Here is a 23,735-nt window from a genome sequence, read left to right as displayed (position 1 = left end):
CTTCGAATGTTCATCCCTTCAACGCATAAACGACCCGTCAAGGCCGCGCTGCTGCAGGTGCATTCGCTGATCGGCCTTGCCGTCGGACTGGTGCTGTCGTTGATCGGATTGACCGGCGCGATCATGAGCTTCGAAGACGAGATCGGGAACGCCCTGAACGCGGGGATCATGCAGGTCGAGCCGCGTCAGGCGCCACGGCTGACGCCGGAGCAACTGGTCGCGCGGCTACAGTCCACGCCGGAACTCGGCAAGGTTTCCGGCCTGACCATGTCGATCGATGCTTCGGCGGCGACGCGCATCCGCTTTGCGCGCGACGACGATGGCGCCCGTCCCGCATCGATCTATGTCGATCCCTATGACGGCCGCGTGCTCGGGGCACCGCGCGGCGAGCAGTTCTTTGCCACGGTGCGCCAGTTGCACCGCTGGCTGCTCATCCCCGGCGACGGCAAGGGCTATGGCAGACAGATCACCGGCATCGCCGCCATCGGCCTTGCGGTGTTGTTGATCTCCGGCCTCGTGTTGCGATGGCCGCGCCGGGCGCGCAGCATCAGAACATGGCTAAAGCCGAACCTCGCTTTGCAGGGCCGCAGCTTTCACTGGTCGCTGCATTCCGTCGTCGCGACATGGCTGTTGCCGATCTATCTGGTGATGGCGCTGACCGGCCTGTGGTATTCCTTCGACGGGTACCGCGACGCCGCGACATGGCTGTTGGCTCGCCCATTGGTTGCCGAAACCAGAATGAAGCCGAAAGGCGCGATGCGCGACCGCCCCGGCGACGCGGCGCCGCCATCGCTCGACCGGGCCTGGTCGGTATTTCTGCGCGAACAGGGCCACCGTTACGAGCGCGCGCAGTTGCAGCTTCCAAACGGCGCCGGCACGATCGTGCGGATCCGGTCCTGGGTCCGCAATGCCGGCGACGAAGGCCGCGACGAACTTCGCATCGATGCGGCATCGGGCCGGTTGGTGTCGGCGGAAATTTATGCCGACAAGACGCTGGGCGAGCGGGTGCTGGCGCGCGTGCTGGATATCCACCGCGGCAGCATCCTTGGATGGCCCGGCAAGCTACTGTTCATGCTCGCCGCCGCGCTGATGCCGTTGTTCATGGTCACCGGGTTTCTGCTGTATCTGTCGCGGCGAAAGCTCCGCCCGCAGAAGCGGCCCGCCATCGGGCGCCTCGTGCCGGGCGAATGATCGGGCGGCCAGCCTAGCCGTCGAACACCACTTCGGCTTCGCCCAGCCCGTCGAACCGCACCAGGCAGTGATCGTCGGGCTTGAGGAAGTCCATGCCGGTCCAGCTGCCGGTGGTGACGATCTGGCCGGCCTTGACGCCATCCGGCAACATGTTGGCGAGCGTGACCGCAGCGGCGAGCGGATCTCCGGTTGGATGGCCACCCCGCTTTTGGAAAACCTGCTCGCCGTTCACCAGCATGGTGATGCGCAGGTTCGGCAGATCGAGATGCGACCAGTCGGCGATCTCCTCGCCGAACACCAGCCCGCCATTGATGGTGCAGTCGGCAAGCTGCTCCAGACCCGGCCGGCCGCGCGGGTCGCGATAACGGCCCGACACGATCTCGATGGCCGGCGATACCGCAACGGACTGCGCCACCTGTCCGCGCGTGTACGGCCGGTCGGCGGCTGGCAGATCTCGGGTAAAACGGAAGGCGATCTCGCCCTCGACGCCGAGATGCGGCACCTCGGCCTCGGACATCTGCGCCGGGCTCGGGCGGATCATCGGCGCAAAGATCAGCCCGCGCGTCGGTTCGCCCGGCGCGCCGCCTATCTTGAAGCCGCCCACTTGCTGGCCGATAAGCGCAGCAACCCGATCCTGGATCGCATGCGCCTCGGCCACCGACGACGGCACCACCGGCAGCGCATCGATCAGAACCCCGCTCCGACGTGCCTCGGCGAGCAGCTGCGCTGCGGTTTCGATTTCGGATTCGGTCATGGCGTGGGCTCCCTTTGACGATGCCTTAGCGGATTCGGAGCTGGCCCGCGACGATACACAACAGCAACGAAAAGCCCGGCCTTCTTTCGAAGGCCGGGCTCCAATCTCGCACAGCCTTGCTCAGGCGCGTGTGCGCGAGCGGATCATGAAGCTGTCGAAGCTGTATTCCGCGACCTGCCACCAAGTGTACTGATCGCCGCGAAACGCCACCATGCTGTCGTACAGCTTCTTGAAGCCGGGATTGCTCGCGGCGGTTTCCGCATAGACCTCGTTGGCCGCCTTCAGCGACGCATCCATGACGACCGCCGGAAACGCGCGCAACTGCGTTCCGCCGGCCACCAGCCGCTTCAGCGCCGGCGGATTATAGGCGTCATAGCGCGCCTGCATGGTCTCGTTGGCGAGCGACGATGCCGTCCGGATGATCGACTTGTAGGCGGGCGGAAGCTGCTCCCATTTTGCGAGGTTGACGAGATTGTGCAGTGACGGCCCGCCCTCCCAGAAGCCCGGGTAATAATAGTGCTTGGCGACCTTCTGGAAGCCGAGCTTCTCGTCGTCATAGGGGCCGACCCATTCCGCGGCATCGATGGTGCCTTTCTCGAGCGAAGGGTAGATGTCACCGGCGGCGACCTGTTGCGGTACAACGCCAAGCTTGGTCAGCACGCGTCCGGCAAATCCGCCGATCCGCATCTTCAGGCCGCTGAGATCCGCGACCTCCTTGATCTCCTTGCGAAACCAGCCGCCCATCTGGCATCCGGTGTTGCCGGCGACGAAGCCGATGACGTTGTGGGGCTTGAGAAACTCGTTGAAGAGCTCGGCGGCGCCGCCGACCTGCAACCAAGAGGTCTGCATCCGGCTGTTCAGGCCGAACGGCACGGCGGTGCCGAAAGCAAAGGTCGGATCCTTGCCGACGTAATAATAGGTCGCCGTGTGGCACATCTCGACGGTGCCGTTGGAGACGGCATCCAGCGCCTGAAGCCCGGGCACGATCTCGCCGGCGGCGAACACCTGGATCTGAAACTTGTTGTCGGTGGCTTCGGCGACGGCTTTCGAAAACACCTCGGCTGCGCCGTAGATGGTGTCCAGGGATTTCGGAAAGCTCGACGTCAACCGCCACTTGAGCTCCGGCGACGATTGCGCAATGGCCGGTGCGGCGATGACGGCGCCTGCGGCCCCGAGACCCGCAGCCCTGATGAACTCACGACGCTTCATGATATTCTCCCTGGATGTGAATGTGCCGGTCGCCCTTCTTGTCGAGGGCGTTGCGACAGCATGATCCAGGTTCCATCGGGAATCCACGACGATTCGAACGACGCAACGCAAAAAACCCGGCCTCTCGCGAGGCCGGGCCTGTTTCGGTGTCTGGTTACGTCGCCGCTAGCCGCGGGTGCGCGAGCGGATCATGAAGCTGTCATAGGTGTATTCGGCGACCTGCCACCACAGATATTGATCGGAGCGGTAGGCCTGCATGGCGTCGATCGACTTCTTGAAGTCGGCGTTCTTCGCGGAGATCTCGCCCCACAATTCGTTGGTCGCCTTCAGGCAGGCATCCAGCACCTCGTTGGTGAAGGGGCGCAGTTGCGTGCCGCCGGCGACCAGGCGCTTCAGCGCGCCGGGGTTCTGCAGGTCGTAGCGTGCCGCCATCCAGCTATTGGCGTTGTTGCAGGCATTGGTGAGAATCGCCTGGTAGTTCTTCGGCAGCGAGTTGAACTTTTCCAGATTGGTGAAGGCATGCACCGTCGGGCCGCCTTCCCAGAAGCCGGGATAATAATAATACTTCGCGACCTTCTGGAAGCCGAGCTTCTCGTCGTCATAGGGGCCGACCCATTCGGCAGCGTCGATCGTGCCCTTCTCCAGCGACGGGTAGATGTCGCCGCCGGCGAGCTGCTGCGGCACCACGCCGACTTTCTGCAGCACCTGGCCGGCGATGCCGCCGATCCGCATCTTCAGGCCGGACAGGTCGGCGACGGTCTTGATCTCCTTGCGGAACCAGCCGCCCATCTGCGTGCCGGTGTTGCCGCACGGCATGCCGATGACGCCGAACTTCTTGTAGAACTCATTGGCAAGCTCGATGCCGCCGCCCTGGTACAACCAGGAATTCTGCTGGCGGGCGTTGAGGCCGAACGGCACCGAGGCGAAGATCGCGAAGGTCGGATCCTTGCCGACGTAGTAGTAGGACACGGTGTGGCACATCTCGACGGTGCCGTTGGAGACCGCATCCAGCGCCTGCAGGCCGGGGACGATTTCACCCGCCGCGAACACCTGGATCTGGAATTTGTTGTCGGTCATTTCGGCGACCTGCTTCGCCATCTGCTCGGCGCCGCCATAGATCGTATCGAGCGACTTCGGGAAGCTCGACGTCAGGCGCCATTTGACCTCGGGCATCGACTGCGCAATCGCAGGCGACGCCACCGCAGCTACCGCTGCTCCGGCCGTCGATACTTTCAAAAATTCACGGCGCTTCATTCAACTCTCCTGTTGCAGACGTTCTTCCCTAAATCCCCGGGAGCATGTTCAGCGGCTCAATCATCGTGCGATTCAGCCGAAGACGCTCTGGTAGGAGGGGTCTGTAGCATGGATCGTCGGCCGCGGAAAACGCGGCATGCACCCTCGCAGCCCCAATTAAACGAAAGTTCTATGCGGCATACACGACAAGGGCTTGTGGAGTACCGGATCAGGCGGCGGCGGTGACACCCTGCAACTGGTCGCGCACCTGGGCCGCGATGGAGCGGTAGATCGCAGCATGCGGACCGTCCGGCTCGCTGTTCACGACCGGAGTGCCGGCGTCCGACATCGCGCGGATCGACATGTGCAGCGGCACCTCGCCGAGGAACGGCACGCCGAGCCGCTCGGCCTCGTGCCGCGCGCCGCCGTGGCCGAAGATGTCGGAACGCGTGCCGCATTCCGGGCACTGGAAATAGCTCATGTTCTCGATGATCCCGAGCACCGGCACGTTGACCTTGGTAAACATCGCAAGTCCCCGGCGGGCATCGATCAGCGCCAGGTCCTGCGGCGTCGAAACGATCACCGCGCCTTTCAGCGGCACGTTCTGCGCCAGCGTGAGCTGCGCGTCGCCGGTGCCGGGCGGCATGTCGACGACCAGCACGTCGAGCGTGCCCCAGGCGACATCGCGCAGCATCTGGGTGATCGCCGACATCACCATCGGGCCGCGCCAGATCATCGCGGTCTCTTCCTCGACCAGGAAGCCAATCGACATGATCGACAGACCGAATTTCGCGATCGGGATCATCTTGCGATCATCGTTGAGAACCGGCTTGTCGCGAATGCCGGTGAGCCGCGGCACCGAGGGGCCGTAGATGTCGGCATCCAGCAGACCGACGCGAAGCCCGAGATCACGCAGCCCAAGCGCGAGGTTGAGCGAGGTGGTCGACTTGCCGACACCGCCCTTGCCGGACGCCACCGCGATGATCGAGGCGATGCCGGGGATCACGGCCTGCTGAGCCATCGGCGAACCGTTCGGATTGGCCGGCGGACGATGCGCCGACACCGGCTGCACGCCGGGCTTGGGGGCGTGGCTGTGCGGCGCCGGCGCGGCGGCGCCGGGCTTGCGCTCGGCGGTCAGCGCGACCATCGCGCCGGTGACGCCAGGAACCGCGCGCACGGCGGCCTCGGCCTGGGCCCGCACGCTCTCCCAGGCGCGAGCTTCGGCGGCATCGACATTGATCGAGAACATGACCTTGCCGTCCGTCACGGCAATCTCCGACAGCACATTGGCCTGCGGCAGCGCCACGCCGCGCGGCGACATCACCTTGGCCAGACCGTCTAGAACCTGCTGTTTTGTCACGCTCACTGGAACTCTCCCGGCCGTCGATTTCACACCGGAGACATAGAGCTATTCGGTGCCGAGTGCATGCTCATTCTCGCGCGGCCGGACGGCCATTATGCTGCATCGCACCACGTCATGCGGTCGGGACTTGCGGCACCGACTTCAGCCTCTATGCTGCCGCTCGAACTCCCCGCAGCCTTCGGTAGCGAAGGCGCCCTCCCCTCTCCCCACAGCACGTTCGGCGCTCAAGCCGACATATCAAAGGGCACGGACATGGCCAAAATTGCTTTCATCGGTCTCGGCGTCATGGGTTTCCCGATGGCGGGTCACCTGGTGGCCAAGGGCAAGCACGACGTCACCGTCTACAACCGCAATTCGGCCAAGGCCAAGGCGTGGGCGGACAAATTCGGCGGCAATACCGCACCAACCCCTAAGGCCGCCGCCGAAGGCCAGGATTTCGTCATGGCCTGCGTCGGCAATGACGATGATTTGCGCGCCGTGACCATCGGGCCGGACGGCGCCTTTGCCGGCATGGCCAAGGGCGCGATCTTCGTCGATCACACCACCGCCTCCGCCGAGGTCGCCCGCGAACTCGACGCCGCCGCGACCAAGGCCGGGTTCCACTTCATCGACGCCCCGGTGTCCGGCGGCCAGGCCGGTGCGGAGAACGGCGCGCTGACCGTGATGTGCGGCGGAACCGACGCCGCCTATGCCAAGGCCGCCCCGGTCATCGAATCCTACGCCAAGATGCAGAAGCTGCTCGGCCCCGCCGGCTCCGGCCAGCTCACCAAGATGGTCAACCAGATCTGCATCGCGGGCCTCGTCGAGGCTCTGTCCGAGGGCATTCATTTCGCCAAGAAGGCCGGGCTCGACGTCAATGCCGTGGTCGAGGTGATCTCGAAGGGTGCCGCGCAATCCTGGCAGATGGAGAACCGCTACAAGACCATGAACGACGGCAAGTTCGATTTCGGCTTCGCGGTCGAGTGGATGCGAAAGGACCTTTCGATCTGCTTGGCGGAGGCCCGCCGCAACGGCGCCAGCCTGCCGGTCACGGCCGTGGTCGACAACTTCTACTCGGAAGTCGAGACGATGGGCGGCAAGCGCTGGGATACGTCGAGCCTGCTGGCGCGGCTGCAGCGCTAGGCCCGGCGCTCGACGTTTCAGGCGGGGCCTGCCGCCCCGCCTGACTTCCATTCGTCATCAAAAATTAACTGAAATCCGGCGTTTGTTAAGGCACCTCTTAATGATTGTGCGGCACTGATAGAGACCGTGAAAACCCGCGCGTCCGGGTGCAGGATTTGTGTTGTTGTGATGAGTAAGCCCGCCAACAGGCCTGAAGTGGTCGATCTTCCGGCCGAAAGCCCGGTCGAGGCGCCGGTGCGCGACCGCCGCGTGGCGCAAAGGCGCGTGCGAGAGGCGCGCGACCGGTTAACGTCTACGTCCGGAACAAGGCCCGCGTTCGACCGCGAATTGCTGCGCCAATACGCCCAGACCCGGCTGTCGGCCTCCCTCGTCGTGACGCTGCTGGTGATCGGAACCGGCTTCCTGTTCGGCTTCTGGGCACAGCCGCTCGATGCCGCGATGTGGGCCTGCGGGATGTTCTGCATCCACGCCATGATCATCCACGCCTGCAAGCGTTACCTAGCCGAGCCGCCCTCGGCGCAGGGCGCGCGGCGCTGGCGGATGAAGTTCATCCTGTTCGACCTGCTCTACGGCATGTGCTGGACGGTGGTGCTGGTGCACCCGACCGGCGTCGATCTCGTCTCCAACTCGCTGATGATGTTCCTGATGCTGCTGGTGGTCGCGGTGTCCAGCATGCTGGCCGCCAGCCTGCCGATCGCCGCCTTCGCCGCCACCGCCCCGGTGACGCTCGGCGTCGCCTTCAATTTCGCGATGCGCGGCTCGCTCGACAATTACGTGCTGGCGGCATTGGCGATCGCCGCCGAAGGCTATTTCGCGCTGCTGGCGCACCGGTTGCACTCGACCACGCTGGCGACGCTGGAAGCGCGCGCCGAAAAGGACGCGCTGATCGGCGAACTCGAACAGGCCAAGGCGATCTCCGATGAAGCCCGCCACCGCGCCGAGGCCGCCAATGTCGCCAAGTCGCGCTTTCTCGCGCAGATGAGCCACGAGCTGCGCACCCCGCTGAACGCCATTCTCGGTTTCTCCGAAGTGATGAAGAGCGAGATCTTCGGCGGCCATGCGGTGCCGGTCTACAAGGACTATTCCGCCGACATCCATAATTCCGGCGTACATCTGCTCAATCTGATCAACGAGATCCTCGATCTCAGCCGCATCGAGGCCGGCCGCTACGAGCTCAATGAGGAAGCCGTCTCGCTGGTCCATGTCGTCGCCGATTGCCATCATTTGTTGAAGCTGCGCGCCTCCAGCCGCGGCATCACCATCCACGAAGTTTTCGAACTGGGCATGCCGCGGATCTGGGGCGACGAGCGCGCGGCGCGCCAGATCGTGCTGAACCTGCTGTCAAATGCGATCAAATTCACGCCGCAGGGCGGCGAGATCTGGCTGAAGGTCGGCTGGACCGCCTCGGGTGGGCAATATCTCTCCTGCAAGGACACCGGCTCGGGCATCGCCGAGGACGAGATCCCGATCGTGCTGGCCTCGTTCGGCCAGGGCTCGAATTCGATCAAATCCGCCGAACAGGGCGCCGGCCTCGGCCTGCCGATCGCGAAAAGCCTGATCGACATGCACGGCGGCACGTTCACGCTGAAATCCAAGCTGCGGGTCGGCACCGAGGTGATCATCACCTTCCCGCCGGAGCGCGTGATGTCGGCGCTGGCGCCGTTGACCGACGATGGCCCGCCGCTGCAGCCCGATTACACCGCCAATGCCGCTGACGAACGGCACCGTCCCCGTAACAAGCCGATCATGAGCGCCGGCACCGGACTTTAGACAAGGCTTGCGAAACCGCTGCAAACCGCTTCACTGTCGAACTATGAGCCAGGAAACGCCGTGCATCGCCGTCTGCATCATCGATCCCAAGACCAGACTCTGTCTGGGGTGCGGACGCACGCTCCCGGAGATCGGCAGCTGGTTCAAGATGCCAAGCGCCGAGCGGCAGGCCGTCATGGCGCAGCTCGACGCGCGCATGGCGGAGGCCGGGCTAGCGCCGTCCTCGACCTACGCCCCGAAGAAATCCGCCACGTCCTGAACGGTGCGCTTTGAGCCGGGTGATGCTGCTGATCGTGCTGGTCGCGGCCACCGCCGGCGCGGCCTGGGCCTATGGCGATCCGGTGCAGATCTCAAAAGCCGGCGCGCTGGTCTCCGACCTGCTGCGCAAGCAGATGCCGCCGCCGCCCCGCGCCGTCGAAGTGCCGCGCGGCAACACCGGCGAGTTCGGCCTGCAGGCCACGATCAACGGCGTCACCGCGCCGATGGTAATCGACACCGGCGCGACGTCGGTGGTGCTGACCTGGGAGACGGCCCGGGCGCTCGGCCTGCCCTTGGAACTGCTGGTCTACAATGTCGAGGTCGAAACCGCCGCCGGCCACACCCGCGCTGCCCGCCTGACGCTGGACCGCCTGGCCGTCGGCAAGCTGGTCGAACGCTCGGTCCCGGCGCTGGTGGTGCCGCGCGGCCAGATGAAGACCAACCTGCTCGGCATGAGCTTCCTCGACCGGCTGGAGAGCTGGGAAGTCCGGCCGGAAAAGCTGATGCTGCGGGGATATCCTTAAGCCGCGACCTCTTCCAGCGCGTCGACCTCGACCAGTGCGATCGCCTCGCGCAGCACCTCGATGCCGGCGCCGTGCTTCGTGGCATTCTCCGACAGATAGCGCCGAAACGCGCGCGCGCCGCGCACGCCGTGGAATGCGCCGACAAAATGCTTGGTCATCGAATGCAGCCGGGTGCCCTGCGCGAGCTGGTCGGCGATATACGGCATCATCGCCTCGAACACGTCTTTCATCGACGCAAAGGGTGCTGCCTCGCCGAACAGTTCGGGATCGACCGCCAAGAGCCGCCACGGCTCCTGATAGGCGGCGCGTCCCAGCATCACGCCATCGACGCGATCGAGATGCGCCTTGGCTTCCGTAACGCCAACGATGCCGCCATTGATCACCACCGGCATGTCCGGCAATGACGCCTTCAGCCGATAGACGCGGTCGTAATCCAGCGGCGGGATGTTGCGGTTCTCCTTCGGCGACAACCCGTTCAGCCAGGCCTTTCGCGCATGCACGACGAGGCCGTCGGCGCCGGCCGCGACCACCGCGCGCGCCAGCGTGTCGAGCGCCACTTCGGGATCCTGGTCATCGATGCCGATCCGGCATTTCACCGTGACCGGCACGCGCACCGCCGCCTTCATCGCCGCGACGCCCTGCGCCACCAGCTCCGGCTCGGCCATCAGGCAGGCGCCGAACCGGCCGTCCTTCACGCGATCCGAGGGGCAGCCGACATTGATGTTGATCTCGTCATAGCCAAAGTCTTCTCCGATCTTCGCGGCTTCCGCGAGATGCGCCGGATCGGAACCGCCGAGCTGCAGCGCCACCGGATGCTCGCTCGCGTCATAACCCAGCAGCCGCTGCCGGTCGCCATGAATGATCGCGCCGGTGGTCAGCATCTCCGTATAGAGCAGCGCCTGCCGCGTCATCAGCCGGTGAAACACGCGGCAGTGGCGGTCGGTCCAGTCCATCATGGGGGCGACGGAAAATTTTGAATTAGCGATCAATGACTTACACCATAACTGCGATCTTGCGACCGATTTGCCAGCCCATTGTAGCGGAATTCGGGACGCCGCGCGCCCCGTCACCGCAAGGCTCCTGCCCTGCCCGGCGCAACGTCCCGCTACGCCTCATCCGCAACCTTGAGCCCCGCGCCTTTCACCAGCGCAAAGATCGCCGGGATCACCATCAGCGTCAGCAGCGTCGAGGAGATCATGCCGCCGATCATCGGCACCGCGATGCGCTGCATGATCTCCGAGCCGGTGCCGGTGCTCCACAGGATCGGCAGCAGGCCCGCCATGATCGCCACCACCGTCATCATCTTCGGACGAACCCGCTCGACGGCGCCTTCCATCACTGCCTCATAGAGATCGCCGCGCGTCAGCGGACGGCCTTCGCTGGCGCGCTGCGCCTGGATCGCCGCCAAAGCATGGTTCAGATACATCAGCATGACCACGCCGGTCTCGGCGGCGACGCCGGCCAGCGCGATGAAGCCGACCGCGACCGCCACCGACAGGTTGAAGCCGAGCGCCCACATCAGCCAGAGCCCGCCGACCAGCGCGAACGGCAGCGACAGCATCACGATCAGCGTCTCCGCGATCGACCGGAAGTTCAGGTACAACAGCAGAAAGATCAGCAGCAGCGTCACCGGCACGACGATCTTCAGCCGCGCGGTGGCGCGTTCGAGATATTCGTACTGGCCGCTCCACGTCACGTAGTAGCCGGCCGGAAAGTTGATGCTGGCCTGCACGGCGCGCTGCGCGTCCGCGACGTAGCCGCCGAGGTCACGGTCGCGGATATCGACATAGATGTAGGTCGCGAGCTGTCCGTTCTCGGTGCGGATCGCGGTCGGTCCGCGCGTCGGCGCGATCTTCGCGACCTCGCCGAGCGGCACGGCACCGCCATTCGGCAGCGGCACCAGCACATCGCTGGCGATCGCCTGCGGGCTGTCGCGGAGATCGCGGGGATAGCGCATGTTGACGCCGAAGCGCTGGCGGCCTTCCACCGTGGTGGTCACGATCTGCCCGCCCAACGCCGTCGCGATCACATCCTGCACGTCCTGGATCATCAGGCCATAGCGCGCCAGCCCGTCGCGATCCGGCGTGATGTCGAGGTAATAGCCGCCGAGGCTGCGTTCGGCATAGGCCGACGACGTGCCGGGCACCACCTTCAGCACCTGCTCGATCTGCCGGGCGAGTCTGTCGAGTTCGACCAGGTCCGCCCCCATCACCTTGACGCCGACCGGCGTGCGGATGCCCGTCGACAGCATGTCGGTGCGCGCCTTGATCGGCATCGTCCAGGCGTTGGACACGCCGGGAAATTGCAGCGCCTTGTCCATCTGGGCGACCAGGCCGTCGATGTTCACGCCCGGCCGCCATTCCTGCTTCGGCTTGAGGTTGATGATGGTCTCGAACATCTCCGACGGCGCCGGATCGGTCGCGGTCGCGGCGCGTCCCGCCTTGCCGTAGACCGACGACACTTCCGGGAAAGACCGGATGATACGGTCCTGCATCTGCAGCAACTCGCCGGCCTTGGTGACCGAGATTCCCGGCAGCGTCGTCGGCATGTACAACAGGGTGCCCTCGTTGAGGTTCGGCATGAATTCAGTGCCGAGTCGGCTGGCCGGCCAGATGCTGCCCGCCAGTATCGCGATCGCGAGAGCCACGACGACGAGCTTCGCGCGCATCACGGCCTTGATGACGGGCCGATAGACCCAGATCAGGAATCGGTTGATCGGGTTCTTGTGCTCCGGAATGATCCTGCCGCGGACGAACAGCACCATCAACGCCGGCACCAAGGTCACCGACAGGATCGCCGCCGCCGCCATCGCAAAGGTCTTGGTGAAGGCCAGCGGGCTGAACAGCCGGCCCTCCTGCGATTCCAGCGTGAAGATCGGCATGAACGACACGGTGATGATCAGCAGGCTGAAGAACAGCGCCGGCCCCACCTCGGACGCCGCCTCGATCAGGATTTCGACGCGCGGTTTTCCCGGCGGTGCGCGTTCCAGATGCTTGTGGGCATTCTCGATCATCACGATGGCGGCGTCGATCATCGCGCCGATCGCGATCGCGATGCCGCCGAGGCTCATGATGTTGGAGCCGATGCCGAGCAGCTTCATCGCGGCGAAGGCCAAAAGCACGCCGACCGGCAGCATCAGGATCGCCACCAGCGCGCTGCGGACATGCAGCAGGAACACGATGCAGACCAGTGCGACGACGACGCTCTCTTCCAGCAGCGTGTACTTCAGCGTGGCAATCGCCGCGTTGATCAGGTTCGAGCGATCGTAGACCGCGACGATCTCGACGGATTTAGGCAGGCCGCTGGCGATCTCCGCAAATCGCTTCTTGACGTTGTCGATGACGTCGAGCGCGTTGACGCCGAAGCGCTGCAGCACGATGCCGCCGGCGACCTCGCCCTCGCCGTTCAGTTCGGTGATGCCGCGCCGCTCATCCGGGCCGAGCTCGACGCGCGCGACGTCGCGGAGCAGCACCGGCGTGCCGTTGTTGGTTTTCAGCACGACATTGCCGAGATCGTTGATCGATTTGAGATAGCCCTTGCCGCGGATGACATATTCGAATTCGGACAGTTCGACGGTGCGACCGCCGACATCGGCATTGCTGGCGCGGATCGCGTCGCGCATCTTCGGCATGGTGATGCCGAGATCGCGCATCCGCTGGGGATCGAGCACGACATTGTACTGTTTGACGAAGCCGCCGACCGAGGCGACCTCGGCGACGCCTTCCGCCTTGGCGAGCGCGAATTTCAGATTCCAGTCCTGCAGCGTGCGGGCGTCGGCGAGGTTCAGCTCCTTCGACATGATCGCGTATTGGTAGACCCAGCCGACGCCGGTGGCGTCCGGCCCCATGGTCGGCACAACGCCGGCCGGCAGCCGCGCCGCCGCGCCGTTGAGGAATTCCAGCACGCGCGAGCGCGCCCAGTAAATGTCGGTGCCGTCCTCGAAGATGACATAGACGAACGACACGCCGAAGAACGAGAAGCCACGCACAACCTTCGACTTCGGCACCGTCAGCATCGCCGTAGTCAGGGGATAGGTGACCTGGTCCTCGATCACCTGCGGCGCCTGCCCGGGATATTCGGTGTAGACGATCACCTGGGTGTCGGAGAGATCCGGAATGGCGTCGAGCGGCAGATGGGCCAGCGCGTAGATTCCGGCGGCGGCCGCGAAGCCGGTGCCGAACAGCACCAGCAACAGGTTGCGCGCCGACCAACTGATGATACGGGCGATCATTGCGCGCTTCCTTCGGAAAAGCCCTTCAGCGCGGCCTTCAGGTTGCTCTCCGCATCGATCAGAAAGTTCGCCGACACCACCACCGGCTCGCCATCGTCGATCCCCTCGCGGATCTCGACATAGCCGTCGCTGCGGCGACCCAGTGTGACAGCGCGCGGCTCGAAGCGGCCTTCCCCCTTGTCGACGAACACCGCCTGTCGGCTGCCGCTGTCGAGCACCGCACTCTCCGGAATGGCGACCACCGGATCGGGGCTACCGGAGCCGATCACCGCGTCGATATACATATCCGGCAGCAATGCCAGATCGGCATTCGCCAGTTCGATGCGGATACGTGCAGTACGGGTGTCGCGGTTGACCTGCGGATAGATCACGCTGATCACACCTGCGAATTCGCGCCCGGTGAAACTGCGCGCGCGCACATTAACGTGTTGTCCGACGGCGATGGCGCCGAGATCGCGCTCGGCGACATCGACCAGCGCCCACACCGCCGAAACATCGGCGATGCGGAACAACACGTCGCCGGGTTGCGCTCGCATCCCCTCGATCGCGTTGCGCTCCAGCACAATGCCGTCGCGCGGCGCGGTCCAGGCGATGGCGAGCGGGACCGCGCCGCTCTTCTCGATATCGACGATCACCGGCTCCGGTACGTCGAGATTGATCAGGCGCAGGCGGGATCCCCGGCCGTAGCCCGCTTCGCCGGCCGGCGTCTTCAATCTCAGCGTCGCGACATATTCGGCCGCCGCGGACGCGACCGCGGGGCTGTAGATGTCCATCAGCGGCTGGCCCTTGCGGACCCTGGTGCCGGTGGTGACATCGGCGACCTTCTGCACCCAGCTCTCCGAGCGCATCGAAATCACCGAAACGCGCCGTTCGTCGAGCTGGATGGTGCCGGGCGCGCGGATCACGGTCTGGATCACCCGCCGCGCCGCCGGCTCGGACTTGACGCCCGCCCGCTGGATCTTGCCCAGCGACAGCCGCACCACACCGTCGTCGGAATCCTCGCCGTCGAGCACCGGGATGTAGTCCATCCCCATCGAATCCTTCTTCGGCACCGGCGAGGTGTCCGCAAGCCCCATCGGATTGCGGTAGTATTTGATCTTGCGGTCGCCGGGGGGGGCAGCATGCGACGCTGGCGGTCTGGTCGGGCTCGGTTCGGGTTCGCTGGCGGCGAAGACGGGACGGTAGTCGCGCCCGTCCGCGGTGGTCTTCGGCACCGGCGAGTAGTCCGGCTTGCCGTCGGGATCTTCGTAATACAAAACCGCGCCGGCCTGCTGCGCGGCGGCGGGGGTGACGATGGCGGCGACGCGCGCAAAAGGACGCCACGCGTAGCCGCCACACGCCACCGCGATCAACGCGGCGGCGGTGCAGGCGAGCAAGGCGCGGGTCATTTCTGCGCCGTGATGACGAGCTTGCTGTCGACCGAACCGGTCTCGCCCTGGATCTTCGCGCCCAGCGACAATTGCCAGCGGCCGGCCATGCCGAACGTCGCCTTGAACTTGTAGGTCCCCGGCTCCGCCCCCGGCACCGGCGCGATCTTGGTGGCCATTTCCGGCATGCCGTCCGTCGACATATCCAGACGTGTCGCGAAGACGACGGCGTCCGGCACCGGCTTGCCGGTCTTCGTGTTGACCAGCCTGACGGTGAAGACCCTGTCGGTCGTACCGGCCTTCACGGTCTGGTCGACAAGCTCGAACTTGTAGTCCTTGATGTCGGCGCGCGCCGTCGTTGCGATGCCGGCCATGGCGATAGCGAGCGCGAGCGGCATCGCCCGCGCGAAGTGAAACGCTTTCATGTGAAGTCCTCGAATGATCTGATCCGCCGCAAAGCGGCACGCGTCTCCACGCGGAAAGCGCGGAGCCGATGGCGTTAACCGGTCAGATCAGACGCGAGGGGGATGGTCGGGAGGGGGACGCGCGACGCCGTCCGCTAGCATGTCGTCCATGAACAGATGCGACGTCCGCACCGCGTGCCGAACCACCATCGCGGGCGCCGGCGAGGGGCCGGCCTGCACGGTCTTCATCACGCAGATCGCCATCAATTGGCAATCCGGGCAATTCTTGCTCTTCGGCTCGGACGGGCAGCACGGCATGTCCGCGGACATGGTGCCCGAAGACATGGTGTCCGAAGACATCGTCGACATGTCGTCCATCGCCATCGACGCCTGCATGGCCGCCGCAGGCGTCACCACGGGCCCCATCGCGAGACCGAAGGTCACGCAAAGAGCCAAAGCCAGGTTGATGAGCCGACGCAGCGCCATCCCCCATTATCCCACCAACGCGGGCACGGGGAAAGCACCTTGTGCTTGAAAAGTTCGCCACCTCCTCCGTCAGGCCTGACGCGTCGCCGTCGGCGTGGCCATGCCCTGCCATCGAAGGCGCCAGACGGCGCCCTGCCGCAGGTTCTGGACGAGGTCGGGCCGGAAGGCGACGAGGCAGGTGCCGCCGGCTTGGCGAACCGTCGGATAGACGATGCCGTTGCCAAAGGCAGGCGGTGCAAAGAACCGATCGCCAATCCGCAAATTGACGTGCGAACGGCCCGGTTGCGCAGGGCTGGGGGTCCGTCAGAGCCTGATAGTCATCGTTTTCACTTATATTTTGGTGATGCCATTTCCGACCTTGATACCGACACGACCGAGCAAGCGGATTTGCGCGGCGGCTGTTCGCCGTGGTTCAGCGCGACTTCGTTCGTGCGTCGTCCGTTCACGCAGGACACAATTTGCGACGTGCTGATCGTCGGCTGCGGCATCACCGGATCGCTGGTGGCCGAAGAACTGACGCGACAGGGGCTCGATATCGTCCTCATCGACCGCGAACTGCCGGGCCGCGGCAGCACCGCGGCCAGCACGGCGATGCTGCTGTGGGAGATCGATCGATCGCTGGTCGAATTGACCAACCTGTACGGCTTTGAGCGCGCTATGCGCGCCTATCGCGCCAGCTACGAGTCTGTACATGGGCTGAAGGCGCTGGTGCAGCGCCTCGCGCTGCCCTGCGAGATGCGCGACAAGGATTAGCTGTATCTGGCTGCCGGCGAGAGCGCCAAAGACCTGATCGAGGAGCACGCGCTGCGGCAACGCGCCGGCCTGCCCGGCGCCTTTCTCGACCATCCCCGACTGCTGTCGGAATACGACATCGCCCGCGCCGGCGCGCTGCTGTCGCCGGGTTCTGCGGACGCCGATCCGTTGCAACTGGCGAGTGGACTGCTGAAGGTCGCGGTCGGCCGCGGCGCCCGGCTGTTCGAGGGCGAGGCGGTCGCCTATGATTCCTCAGCGCATACAATCGGCGTGCAGCTGAAGGACGGCGGCACCATCGAGGCGCGCCACGTCGTGCTCGCCACCGGCTATGTGATGCCGGACATCGTGCACACGAAAGTGCAGACGCCGTCGTCGAGCTGGGCGGTCGCCACCAGGCCGCAGCCCGGTAACATCTGGCGTGACGGCGCGCTGATCTGGGAAGACAGCAAGGACTATCTCTACGCCCGCTCGACCGCGACCGGCCGCATCATCATCGGCGGCGAGGACAGCGACGAGATCATCGATCCCAATACGCGCGACGCGCTGATCCCCGCCAAGACGCAAGCGCTGGTCAAGAAGCTCGCGGCCCTGTGGCCGCGCGCCGAGCTGGACATCGAATTCAGCTGGGCCGGCACCTTCGACACCACCAGCGACGGCCTGCCGCTGATCGGGCCGGTGCCGCAGCATCGGAGCATCTACGCGGCCTATGGCTATGGCGGCAACGGCATCACCTTCAGTTACATGGCAGCGCAACTGATCTGCGGCGCCATCGCCGGTGAACACGCCGCACTGCTCGACGACTTCGCGCTAGACCGCGACGGGACGTGAAGCCCGGTTGCGCCTGCATCCGGGCGTAAGATCAAAATCCGGCTTGCACCGCTTGCCAAAACCGCCGCCAATGGAGGCAGCAAAAGCCCCGATTTGCGCCAGCGCGTTACATTGACATCCAGCGACCGATTGTTAGCATACAAGCGATTTTCAGCCCACCTGCATGGGGTTTCCGATGAAGCCGGCACCGTTCACCCGCCACGTTCCGCGCACCGTCGACGAGGTCGTCGCCGCGCTGGCGGAGTTTGCGCCGCAGGACGGCCGCATCCTCGCCGGCGGTCAGAGCCTGGTGCCGATCATGGCGTTTCGCATGGCGCGGCCGGTGCATCTGATCGACATCAACGAGGTCGAGGGGCTCGACCGCGTCGCGATTGACGGCGACTACTTCTCGATCGGCGCTCGCGCCCGCCATGGTGCGTTCGCCAAGCCGGTCGTTGACGGCGTGCTGGGCAAGCTGCTGTCGTTCGTCTGCGGCCACATCGCGCATTATCCGATCCGCACGCGCGGCACCTTCTGCGGCAGCCTCGCGCATGCCGACCCGTCGTCGGAATGGTGCCTGGTGTCGGCAACGCTCGGCGCGAGACTGGTGGTCAAGAGCGTGCGGGGCGAGCGCATCGTTGCAATCGAGGATTTCCTCGAAGGCATCATGTCTACCTCGCTGGCCGAAGACGAATTCCTCGCAGAGGTGCGGCTTCCGCTGCTGCCGGACGATACGCAATTCGGCTTCTACGAATTCAGCCGCCGCGCGGGCGATTTCGCGATGGCCGCGGCGCTCGTGACGTATCGGCTGGTCGATGGCGTGATCGCGGACGCCCATGTCGGCATCGGCGGCGCCGAGGACCGCCCGCGGCGTATCGCTGAGGCCGAAGCCGTACTCAATGGCCAGCCGCCCTCGGTCGAACTGTTCGTCGCCGCCGGCGAAGCCGCGGCCCAGGCGGTCGATCCGCTGGAAGACATCCAGACCACGGCCGAATATCGTTGCGACCTTGTGCGCGCGGTGACGCGCCGCGCGCTGGAGCACGCTGCGGGATGACGGTGCACCAGAAGGGCTCCGGCACCAGCTGGGTCGGACGTTCGCTGCGGCGGGTTGAAGACCCTGCCCTCGTCACCGGACAGGGCCGGTTCACCGCGGACCTCCCGGCGGTGCACTGGGTCCGCTTCGTGCGCAGCCCTGTCGCGGCCGGGACCATTGAGAACATCGCCGCGCCGGACGGCGCCACCGTCATCACGGCGGCCGACCTCGTTGCGCTGAAGCCGATCCGGCCGATGCTGAGCAAGTTCGCTTATGTCCCGGTCGGCCAGCCGATCCTTGCCGATGGCGTGGTGCGCTTCACCGGCGAGCCGATCGTCGCGGTCTATGCGTCGGCCAAGGACCTTGCCGAAGACATTGCGGACCAGATCGAGGTCGAGATATCCGAGACGCCGGCGCTGGTCGATGGCATGGACGCGCTCGCCGACGGCGCGCCGCTGGTGCATGCCGAAGCTGCCGGCAATGTCATCGTCGAGGGCCGCATCACCACGCCGGGTTTTACCGAGGTCTGGAACAGCGCGCATACCATCGTCCGCGTCGATGGCCGCTCGCGCCGGCAGAACGCCACGCCGATGGAAGCCCGCGCCGGCCACGCCGCCTATGATGCCGCGACAGGAAGGGTCACGCTGACCTGCACGACGCAAATGCCGCATATGGTGCGCACCGCGATTTCCGATATTCTCGGCATGCCGGAATCCGATTTGCGCGTGATCGCACCGGATGTCGGCGGCGGCTTCGGCCAGAAGATGTCGCTCGGTCCGGAATTCGTGTTGCTGGTATGGCTTTCGCGAAAACTGCGCAGCTCGGTGGCGTGGACCGAGGACCGCCGCGAAAACCTGATCGCGAGCTATCACAGCCGCGACCAGCATATCGATATCGAAGGCGCGTTCGACGCGACCGGCAAACTGCTGGCGCTGCGCGGCGACATCGTCGCCAATATCGGCGCCTATTCCTGCTTCCCGACCACGTCGGGCGTCGAGCCGCTGATGGCGTTGGCCGAACTGCCCGGCCCCTATAACGTGCAGGCCTATGACTGCCGGTCGCGCGGCGTGCTGACCCACACCTGCCCGATGGCGCCGTATCGCGGCGTGTCGCGGCCGGTGATCACCTTTGCGCTGGAACGGCTGATGGACAAGGCCGCGGCGAAATTCTGCATCGAGCCGACCGAGCTTCGTCGCCGCAACCTGATCGATGAATTCCCTTACACCTCCGCCACCGGCCTCGTGTTTGACGACGGCTCCTACAGAGCGACGATGGAGATGGCGATTGCCGCCATCGACCTCACTGCATTCCGCGAACGCCAGAAAAAGGCGCGCGATGCCGGCCGCTATCTCGGCATCGGCTTTGCGACCTTCTCCGAGCGCACCGGCTACGGCACACCGGCTTTCGCCGCGCGCGGCATGGCGATCTCGCCGGGTTTCGAGACGGTGCATCTCACCATCGATCCCTCCGGCTTCATCGAGGCGCGGATCGGCTCGTCGCCGCACGGTCAGGGCCTACGCACCTCGCTGGCGCAGATCATCGCCGACGAGCTCGGCGTCGATCCTGCTATCATCAAGGTCGTGCATGGCGACACCGATCGCTCGCCCTATGGCTGGGGCACCTTTGCCAGCCGCTCGATGGTGCTGACCGGCGGCGCCAGCCTGATCGCCGCGCAAAAAATCCGCGCCAAGCTTATCAAGATGGCGAGCCACCTGCTCGAGGCATCGCCCGAGGACATCACGCTGCACTCCGGCGCCGCGCATGTCATCGGCACCGATCGCACGATCACCATCGCCGCGCTGTCGCGCGCCGCCTATCACTCGCTGCAGGTCTTCAACGGTACGATCGAGCCGGGCATGACCGAGACCGGCACCTACGATCCCTCCGGCACCTTCTCCAACGCCTGCCATGTCGCCATCGTCGAGGTCGATATCGAAACCGGGCGGGTCGAGGTGCAGAAATTTCTAGTCGCCGAGGACGCCGGCCTCATCATCAATCCGATGATCGCCGACGGCCAAGTGCATGGCGGCGTCGCGCAGGGCATCGGCAACGCCATTCTCGAAGAGATCATCTATGACGAGACCGGCAACATCATGAGCAGTACGCTCGCGGACTTCCTGCCGCCGACGTCGCATGAAATTCCCGAAATCGAGCTGCATCATATCGAGACGCTGACCGGCAACACCATCACCAGGGCCAAGGGCCTCGGCGAAGGCGGTGCGATCGGCGCGCCGGCAGCGGTGATCTCGGCGATCAATGACGCGCTCTCTTCCTTCGGCGTCTCGATCGACGAGATGCCGGCCACGCCGCAACGGATACGCGCGGCCCTGCGCAGCAGCGGAAAATCGACATGACCGACAAGACCAGTATCACGCTCACCATCAACGGCCGCGACCACGCCATCTCCGTGGAATCGCGCCGCACGCTGGCGGATGCGATCCGCGAGGAGTGCGGCCAGACCGGGACCCATATCGGCTGCGAGCACGGCATCTGCGGGGCCTGCACCGTATTGGTGGATGGCGAGCCGGTGCGCTCCTGCCTGATGTTCGCGCAGCAGGCCGCGGGCAAAGAGATCCGCACCATCGAAGGGCTTGCCCGCGGCGACGAGATGCATCCGATGCAGAAGGCCTTCATGGAGCACCATGGCCTGCAATGCGGCTTCTGCACGCCGGGCTTCCTGATGCTCGCGGTCGGCGTGCTGGAGAAGGAGCCGGACATTTCCGACGACGATCTGGTCGACGTACTGTCGTCGAACCTGTGCCGCTGCACCGGCTATCAGAACATCATCAAGGCGGTGCGCGCTGCCGCCATCGAGATGCGGCAGCCGTGAACGCCCCGGCCAAACCGAAGCTGATCGGCCAGTCGGTTACCCGCAAGGAAGACGGCCCGCTGCTGCGCGGCCAGGGCCTGTTCGCCGCCGACGTCAACTTCCCGAACCAGCTCTACATGCGCGTGGTGCGCTCGACCTATGCCCACGGCAACATCCTGTCGGTCGATCTGGCGCCGGCACTGGCGATCCCCGGCGTCGTGGCGGCGTGGTCCTTCGCGGAGGTCGCCGACGTGCCGCCGATCGATTTCCGCCTGACAAAACTCGAAGCGCTCGCCGCCTACCGCCAGACCATTCTGGCCAAAGACCGCGTGCGCTATGTCGGCGATCCCGTTGCCGTGGTGTTCGCCGAGAATGCCTATCTCGCCGAAGACGCCGCCGAACACGTCGTCGTCGAGATCGAGGAATTGCCCGTCATTCTCGAGGCCGATGGCCCGACCGGCGAATTCCGCGATGGTCTGCCGACCGAGCCCGCGGTGATCCGCAAGGGCTATGGCGACGTCGACGCGGCGTTTGCGAAAGCGCATGCCACCGTCAGCCTGTCGCTGTCGATCGGCCGGCACTCCGGCGTTCCCCTGGAAACGCGCGGCGCGATCGGGCGCTATAATGCGGTGAAAGACGTGCTGGAAATGTACGGCGCGGCGAAAGTGCCGCACTGGAATCGCGACCAGCTCGCGACAATGTTTGGCCGGCCACAGCTCTCCATGAACCTGTTCGAGGGCCATGTCGGCGGCGGCTTCGGCATCCGCGGCGAGCTGTATCCGGAAGACGTGCTGGTCTGCCTCGCCGCGCTGCGGCTCGGCCGTCCCGTCAAATGGATCGAGGACCGCCGCGAGCACCTGATTGCCGCCAATCATTCGCGGCAGCAGACCCACCACATCCGCGCCGCCATCGATAGCGAAGGCCACATCCTGGCGATCGACGACGAGTTCTATCACGACCAGGGCGGCTACATGCGCACCCATGCCGCCACCGTGCCGGATCTCGCCGCGGCGATGCTGCCGGGTCCCTACCGCGTGCCCGCCTATCGCGCCGCCGGCCATATCCGCCTCACCAACAAGACGCCCGGCGGCACCTACCGCGCCCCCGGCCGCTATGAAAGCACGTTTGTGCGCGAGCGATTGCTCGACGCGATCGCGGCCGAGATCGGCATCGACACTGTCGAGGTGCGCCGGCGCAATTTGATCGACAAGAGCGAGATGCCGGTGACGCGCGCGCTGGAAACGCTCGGCACCCACATCGTGCTGGATTCCGGCGACTATGCCGGGCTGCTCGACAAGGCGTTGAACGGCGTCAGCTGGGACGCCTTGCAGGCTGACATCAAGCAGCGCCGTGAAGCTGGCGAGTTGGTCGGCGCTGGCGTGGCGATGTTTGTCGAGAAGAGCGGGCTCGGCCCGTTCGACGACGTCCGCATCACGATCGATACGACGGGGCATGTCGAGGTCGTGACCGGTGCGGCGTCCGTCGGCCAGGGCGTCGAGACCGTGATCGCGCAGATCTGCGCCGACACGCTCGGCGTCGGCTATGACCAGATCAACGTGATCCACGGCCAGACCAACCGCATCGGGCGCGGCCTCGGCGCCTTTGCCTCGCGCGTCACCGTGATGACCGGTGAAGCGACGCGGCTCGCGGCGATCAAGCTGCGCGACAAGGTGCTGACCACCGCCGCCGAACTGATGCAGTTGCCATCAGGCGAGCTCGACATCGTCGACGGCCAGATCGTGCAGACCGGCAACGCAATCGGCCCGTCGGTCGGGCTCGGCCAGATCGCCGCAGCACTCGCACCGGGCTCGAAACTGCTCGGCGACGAGGCGCCCGGCCTGTCGGCCGAGGCTACCTTCGAGTCCGCGCACATGACCTATCCCTACGGCGTGCATGTCGCCGTGGTCAGCCTCGCGCGCGACACCGGCGGCATCGATATCGAGCGCTATCTCGTCGCTTACGATGTCGGTCGCGCCATTAACCCGATGCTGGTCGAGGGCCAGATCGTCGGCGGCGTGGCGCAGGGCATCGGCGGCGCGCTTTATGAGGAGTTCACCTATGACGACCGCGGCGAGCCGCTCGCCGTGACCTTTGCGGACTACCTGATGCCGACGGCGCGCGAAGTTCCTGACGTCGATGTGATCGTCTCCGAGGACGCGCCGAGCCCGCTCAATCCGATGGGCGTCAAAGGCGCCGGCGAAGGCGGCACCAACGCGGTGGGCGCGGCATTGGCCGCCGCGATCGACGACGCGCTTCAAATGCCCGGCGCGATCTCGCAGCTCCCGGTGTCGCCGCAGACAATCAGGGCGTTGTTGCGACCTTAGTTTCTGCGCGCCGCAGCCGGGTGGCGGAGGATCTCGCGGCAGGCCAGCCGATCCGCGCCGGTGGCACGGCGGATGAAGCGCCGATAAAAATCCGACT

The 23,735-nt window shown here is 65.5% G+C and carries 19 protein-coding genes and 1 pseudogene; 10 read left to right on the top strand and 10 right to left on the bottom strand.

Going from position 1 to position 23,735, the window contains the following annotated elements:
* Positions 1-6 precede the first annotated feature (6 nt).
* Positions 7-1,191, top strand: coding sequence for a PepSY-associated TM helix domain-containing protein (locus FNL56_RS12735; protein ID WP_143573089.1), 1,185 nt, complete (start codon positions 7-9; stop codon positions 1,189-1,191).
* A gap of 13 nt (positions 1,192-1,204) precedes the next feature.
* Here the strand turns inward: FNL56_RS12735 and FNL56_RS12730 are convergent, their stop codons facing one another.
* The 4 genes from FNL56_RS12730 to FNL56_RS12715 form a co-directional block, all read right to left on the bottom strand.
* Complete coding sequence (locus FNL56_RS12730; protein WP_143573088.1) at positions 1,205-1,945, bottom strand: 2-keto-4-pentenoate hydratase; 741 nt, start codon at positions 1,943-1,945, stop codon at positions 1,205-1,207.
* A 120-nt stretch (positions 1,946-2,065) separates the two neighbouring features.
* Entirely contained in the window at positions 2,066-3,154 is a 1,089-nt protein-coding gene (locus FNL56_RS12725; protein WP_143573087.1) for a TRAP transporter substrate-binding protein, read from the bottom strand.
* A 165-nt stretch (positions 3,155-3,319) separates the two neighbouring features.
* Positions 3,320-4,408: a TRAP transporter substrate-binding protein gene (locus FNL56_RS12720; protein WP_143573086.1), complete on the bottom strand. Its 1,089-nt coding sequence runs from the start codon at positions 4,406-4,408 to the stop codon at positions 3,320-3,322.
* 208 nt (positions 4,409-4,616) lie between these two features.
* Positions 4,617-5,753, bottom strand: a complete 1,137-nt coding sequence (locus FNL56_RS12715; protein ID WP_143573085.1) for an Mrp/NBP35 family ATP-binding protein — start codon at positions 5,751-5,753, stop codon at positions 4,617-4,619.
* 249 nt (positions 5,754-6,002) lie between these two features.
* Here FNL56_RS12715 and FNL56_RS12710 point away from each other — a divergent pair, with 249 nt between their 5' ends.
* The 4 genes from FNL56_RS12710 (at position 6,003) to FNL56_RS12695 (ending at position 9,424) form a co-directional block, all read left to right on the top strand.
* A complete protein-coding gene (locus FNL56_RS12710) occupies positions 6,003-6,872 on the top strand; it encodes an NAD(P)-dependent oxidoreductase (RefSeq protein ID WP_143573084.1) in 870 nt (289 codons plus the stop codon).
* A 168-nt stretch (positions 6,873-7,040) separates the two neighbouring features.
* Positions 7,041-8,642: a sensor histidine kinase gene (locus FNL56_RS12705; protein WP_143573083.1), complete on the top strand. Its 1,602-nt coding sequence runs from the start codon at positions 7,041-7,043 to the stop codon at positions 8,640-8,642.
* A 43-nt stretch (positions 8,643-8,685) separates the two neighbouring features.
* Complete coding sequence (locus tag FNL56_RS12700; RefSeq protein WP_143577862.1) at positions 8,686-8,901, top strand: DUF1289 domain-containing protein; 216 nt, start codon at positions 8,686-8,688, stop codon at positions 8,899-8,901.
* A 10-nt stretch (positions 8,902-8,911) separates the two neighbouring features.
* Positions 8,912-9,424, top strand: a complete 513-nt coding sequence (locus FNL56_RS12695) for a TIGR02281 family clan AA aspartic protease (RefSeq protein ID WP_143573081.1) — start codon at positions 8,912-8,914, stop codon at positions 9,422-9,424.
* Here the strand turns inward: FNL56_RS12695 and dusA are convergent.
* From dusA to FNL56_RS12665, 6 genes are all read right to left on the bottom strand, one after another.
* Positions 9,421-10,413 (bottom strand): tRNA dihydrouridine(20/20a) synthase DusA, encoded by a 993-nt coding sequence (dusA, locus tag FNL56_RS12690; RefSeq protein ID WP_256365930.1) that lies wholly within the window; start codon positions 10,411-10,413, stop codon positions 9,421-9,423. The two genes, FNL56_RS12695 and dusA, sit on opposite strands and share 4 nt — an antisense overlap.
* Before the next feature lie 116 nt (positions 10,414-10,529).
* Entirely contained in the window at positions 10,530-13,655 is a 3,126-nt protein-coding gene (locus FNL56_RS12685; protein ID WP_143573079.1) for an efflux RND transporter permease subunit, read from the bottom strand.
* A complete protein-coding gene (locus FNL56_RS12680; RefSeq protein WP_143582026.1) occupies positions 13,652-15,043 on the bottom strand; it encodes an efflux RND transporter periplasmic adaptor subunit in 1,392 nt (463 codons plus the stop codon). Before FNL56_RS12680 ends, FNL56_RS12685 begins: the two co-directional genes overlap by 4 nt.
* A complete protein-coding gene (locus tag FNL56_RS12675; RefSeq protein WP_143573077.1) occupies positions 15,040-15,447 on the bottom strand; it encodes a FixH family protein in 408 nt (135 codons plus the stop codon). The genes FNL56_RS12680 and FNL56_RS12675 overlap by 4 nt, the downstream gene beginning before the upstream one ends.
* A gap of 87 nt (positions 15,448-15,534) precedes the next feature.
* Positions 15,535-15,912 carry a hypothetical protein gene (locus FNL56_RS12670; protein WP_143573076.1) on the bottom strand — a complete coding sequence of 126 codons (378 nt, stop codon included), beginning with the start codon at positions 15,910-15,912 and terminating at the stop codon, positions 15,535-15,537.
* A gap of 69 nt (positions 15,913-15,981) precedes the next feature.
* The gene (locus FNL56_RS12665; RefSeq protein WP_168204660.1) at positions 15,982-16,173 is read right to left on the bottom strand and encodes an RES family NAD+ phosphorylase; all 192 of its coding nucleotides are present in this window, start codon (positions 16,171-16,173) and stop codon (positions 15,982-15,984) included.
* A gap of 126 nt (positions 16,174-16,299) precedes the next feature.
* Here FNL56_RS12665 and FNL56_RS12660 point away from each other — a divergent pair.
* The 5 genes and pseudogenes from FNL56_RS12660 to FNL56_RS12640 all read left to right on the top strand — a co-directional run bounded on the left by FNL56_RS12660 (position 16,300) and on the right by FNL56_RS12640 (position 23,638).
* Positions 16,300-17,493: pseudogene (locus FNL56_RS12660) on the top strand (NAD(P)/FAD-dependent oxidoreductase).
* Positions 17,494-17,668: 175 nt separating this feature from the next.
* Entirely contained in the window at positions 17,669-18,526 is an 858-nt protein-coding gene (locus tag FNL56_RS12655) for an FAD binding domain-containing protein (protein ID WP_168202920.1), read from the top strand.
* Positions 18,523-20,859, top strand: coding sequence for a xanthine dehydrogenase family protein molybdopterin-binding subunit (locus FNL56_RS12650; protein ID WP_143573073.1), 2,337 nt, complete (start codon positions 18,523-18,525; stop codon positions 20,857-20,859). Before FNL56_RS12655 ends, FNL56_RS12650 begins: the two co-directional genes overlap by 4 nt.
* Positions 20,856-21,335, top strand: a complete 480-nt coding sequence (locus FNL56_RS12645) for a (2Fe-2S)-binding protein (RefSeq protein ID WP_143573072.1) — start codon at positions 20,856-20,858, stop codon at positions 21,333-21,335. Before FNL56_RS12650 ends, FNL56_RS12645 begins: the two co-directional genes overlap by 4 nt.
* Positions 21,332-23,638 (top strand): xanthine dehydrogenase family protein molybdopterin-binding subunit, encoded by a 2,307-nt coding sequence (locus FNL56_RS12640; RefSeq protein ID WP_143573071.1) that lies wholly within the window; start codon positions 21,332-21,334, stop codon positions 23,636-23,638. Before FNL56_RS12645 ends, FNL56_RS12640 begins: the two co-directional genes overlap by 4 nt.
* The last annotated feature ends 97 nt before the right edge of the window (positions 23,639-23,735 follow it).

The sequence above is a fragment of the Tardiphaga sp. vice304 genome (assembly GCF_007018905.1).
In the GTDB taxonomy this organism is placed as follows: Bacteria; Pseudomonadota; Alphaproteobacteria; order Rhizobiales; family Xanthobacteraceae; genus Tardiphaga.
Note: the sequence above shows the minus strand (reverse complement) of the source record. Positions and strands in the feature narration are given on the sequence as shown.

What these genes read in the sequence shown, in the direction of transcription:
- FNL56_RS12735 (WP_143573089.1), top strand. Translation starts at nt 7, where the DNA reads ATGTTCATCCCTTCAACGCATAAACGACCCGTCAAGGCCGCGCTGCTG.
- FNL56_RS12730 (WP_143573088.1), bottom strand. Translation starts at nt 1,945, where the DNA reads ATGACCGAATCCGAAATCGAAACCGCAGCGCAGCTGCTCGCCGAGGCA.
- FNL56_RS12725 (WP_143573087.1), bottom strand. Translation starts at nt 3,154, where the DNA reads ATGAAGCGTCGTGAGTTCATCAGGGCTGCGGGTCTCGGGGCCGCAGGC.
- FNL56_RS12720 (WP_143573086.1), bottom strand. Translation starts at nt 4,408, where the DNA reads ATGAAGCGCCGTGAATTTTTGAAAGTATCGACGGCCGGAGCAGCGGTA.
- FNL56_RS12710 (WP_143573084.1), top strand. Translation starts at nt 6,003, where the DNA reads ATGGCCAAAATTGCTTTCATCGGTCTCGGCGTCATGGGTTTCCCGATG.
- FNL56_RS12705 (WP_143573083.1), top strand. Translation starts at nt 7,041, where the DNA reads ATGAGTAAGCCCGCCAACAGGCCTGAAGTGGTCGATCTTCCGGCCGAA.
- FNL56_RS12700 (WP_143577862.1), top strand. Translation starts at nt 8,686, where the DNA reads ATGAGCCAGGAAACGCCGTGCATCGCCGTCTGCATCATCGATCCCAAG.
- FNL56_RS12685 (WP_143573079.1), bottom strand. Translation starts at nt 13,655, where the DNA reads ATGATCGCCCGTATCATCAGTTGGTCGGCGCGCAACCTGTTGCTGGTG.
- FNL56_RS12680 (WP_143582026.1), bottom strand. Translation starts at nt 15,043, where the DNA reads ATGACCCGCGCCTTGCTCGCCTGCACCGCCGCCGCGTTGATCGCGGTG.
- FNL56_RS12675 (WP_143573077.1), bottom strand. Translation starts at nt 15,447, where the DNA reads ATGAAAGCGTTTCACTTCGCGCGGGCGATGCCGCTCGCGCTCGCTATC.
- FNL56_RS12670 (WP_143573076.1), bottom strand. Translation starts at nt 15,912, where the DNA reads ATGGCGCTGCGTCGGCTCATCAACCTGGCTTTGGCTCTTTGCGTGACC.
- FNL56_RS12655 (WP_168202920.1), top strand. Translation starts at nt 17,669, where the DNA reads ATGAAGCCGGCACCGTTCACCCGCCACGTTCCGCGCACCGTCGACGAG.
- FNL56_RS12650 (WP_143573073.1), top strand. Translation starts at nt 18,523, where the DNA reads ATGACGGTGCACCAGAAGGGCTCCGGCACCAGCTGGGTCGGACGTTCG.
- FNL56_RS12645 (WP_143573072.1), top strand. Translation starts at nt 20,856, where the DNA reads ATGACCGACAAGACCAGTATCACGCTCACCATCAACGGCCGCGACCAC.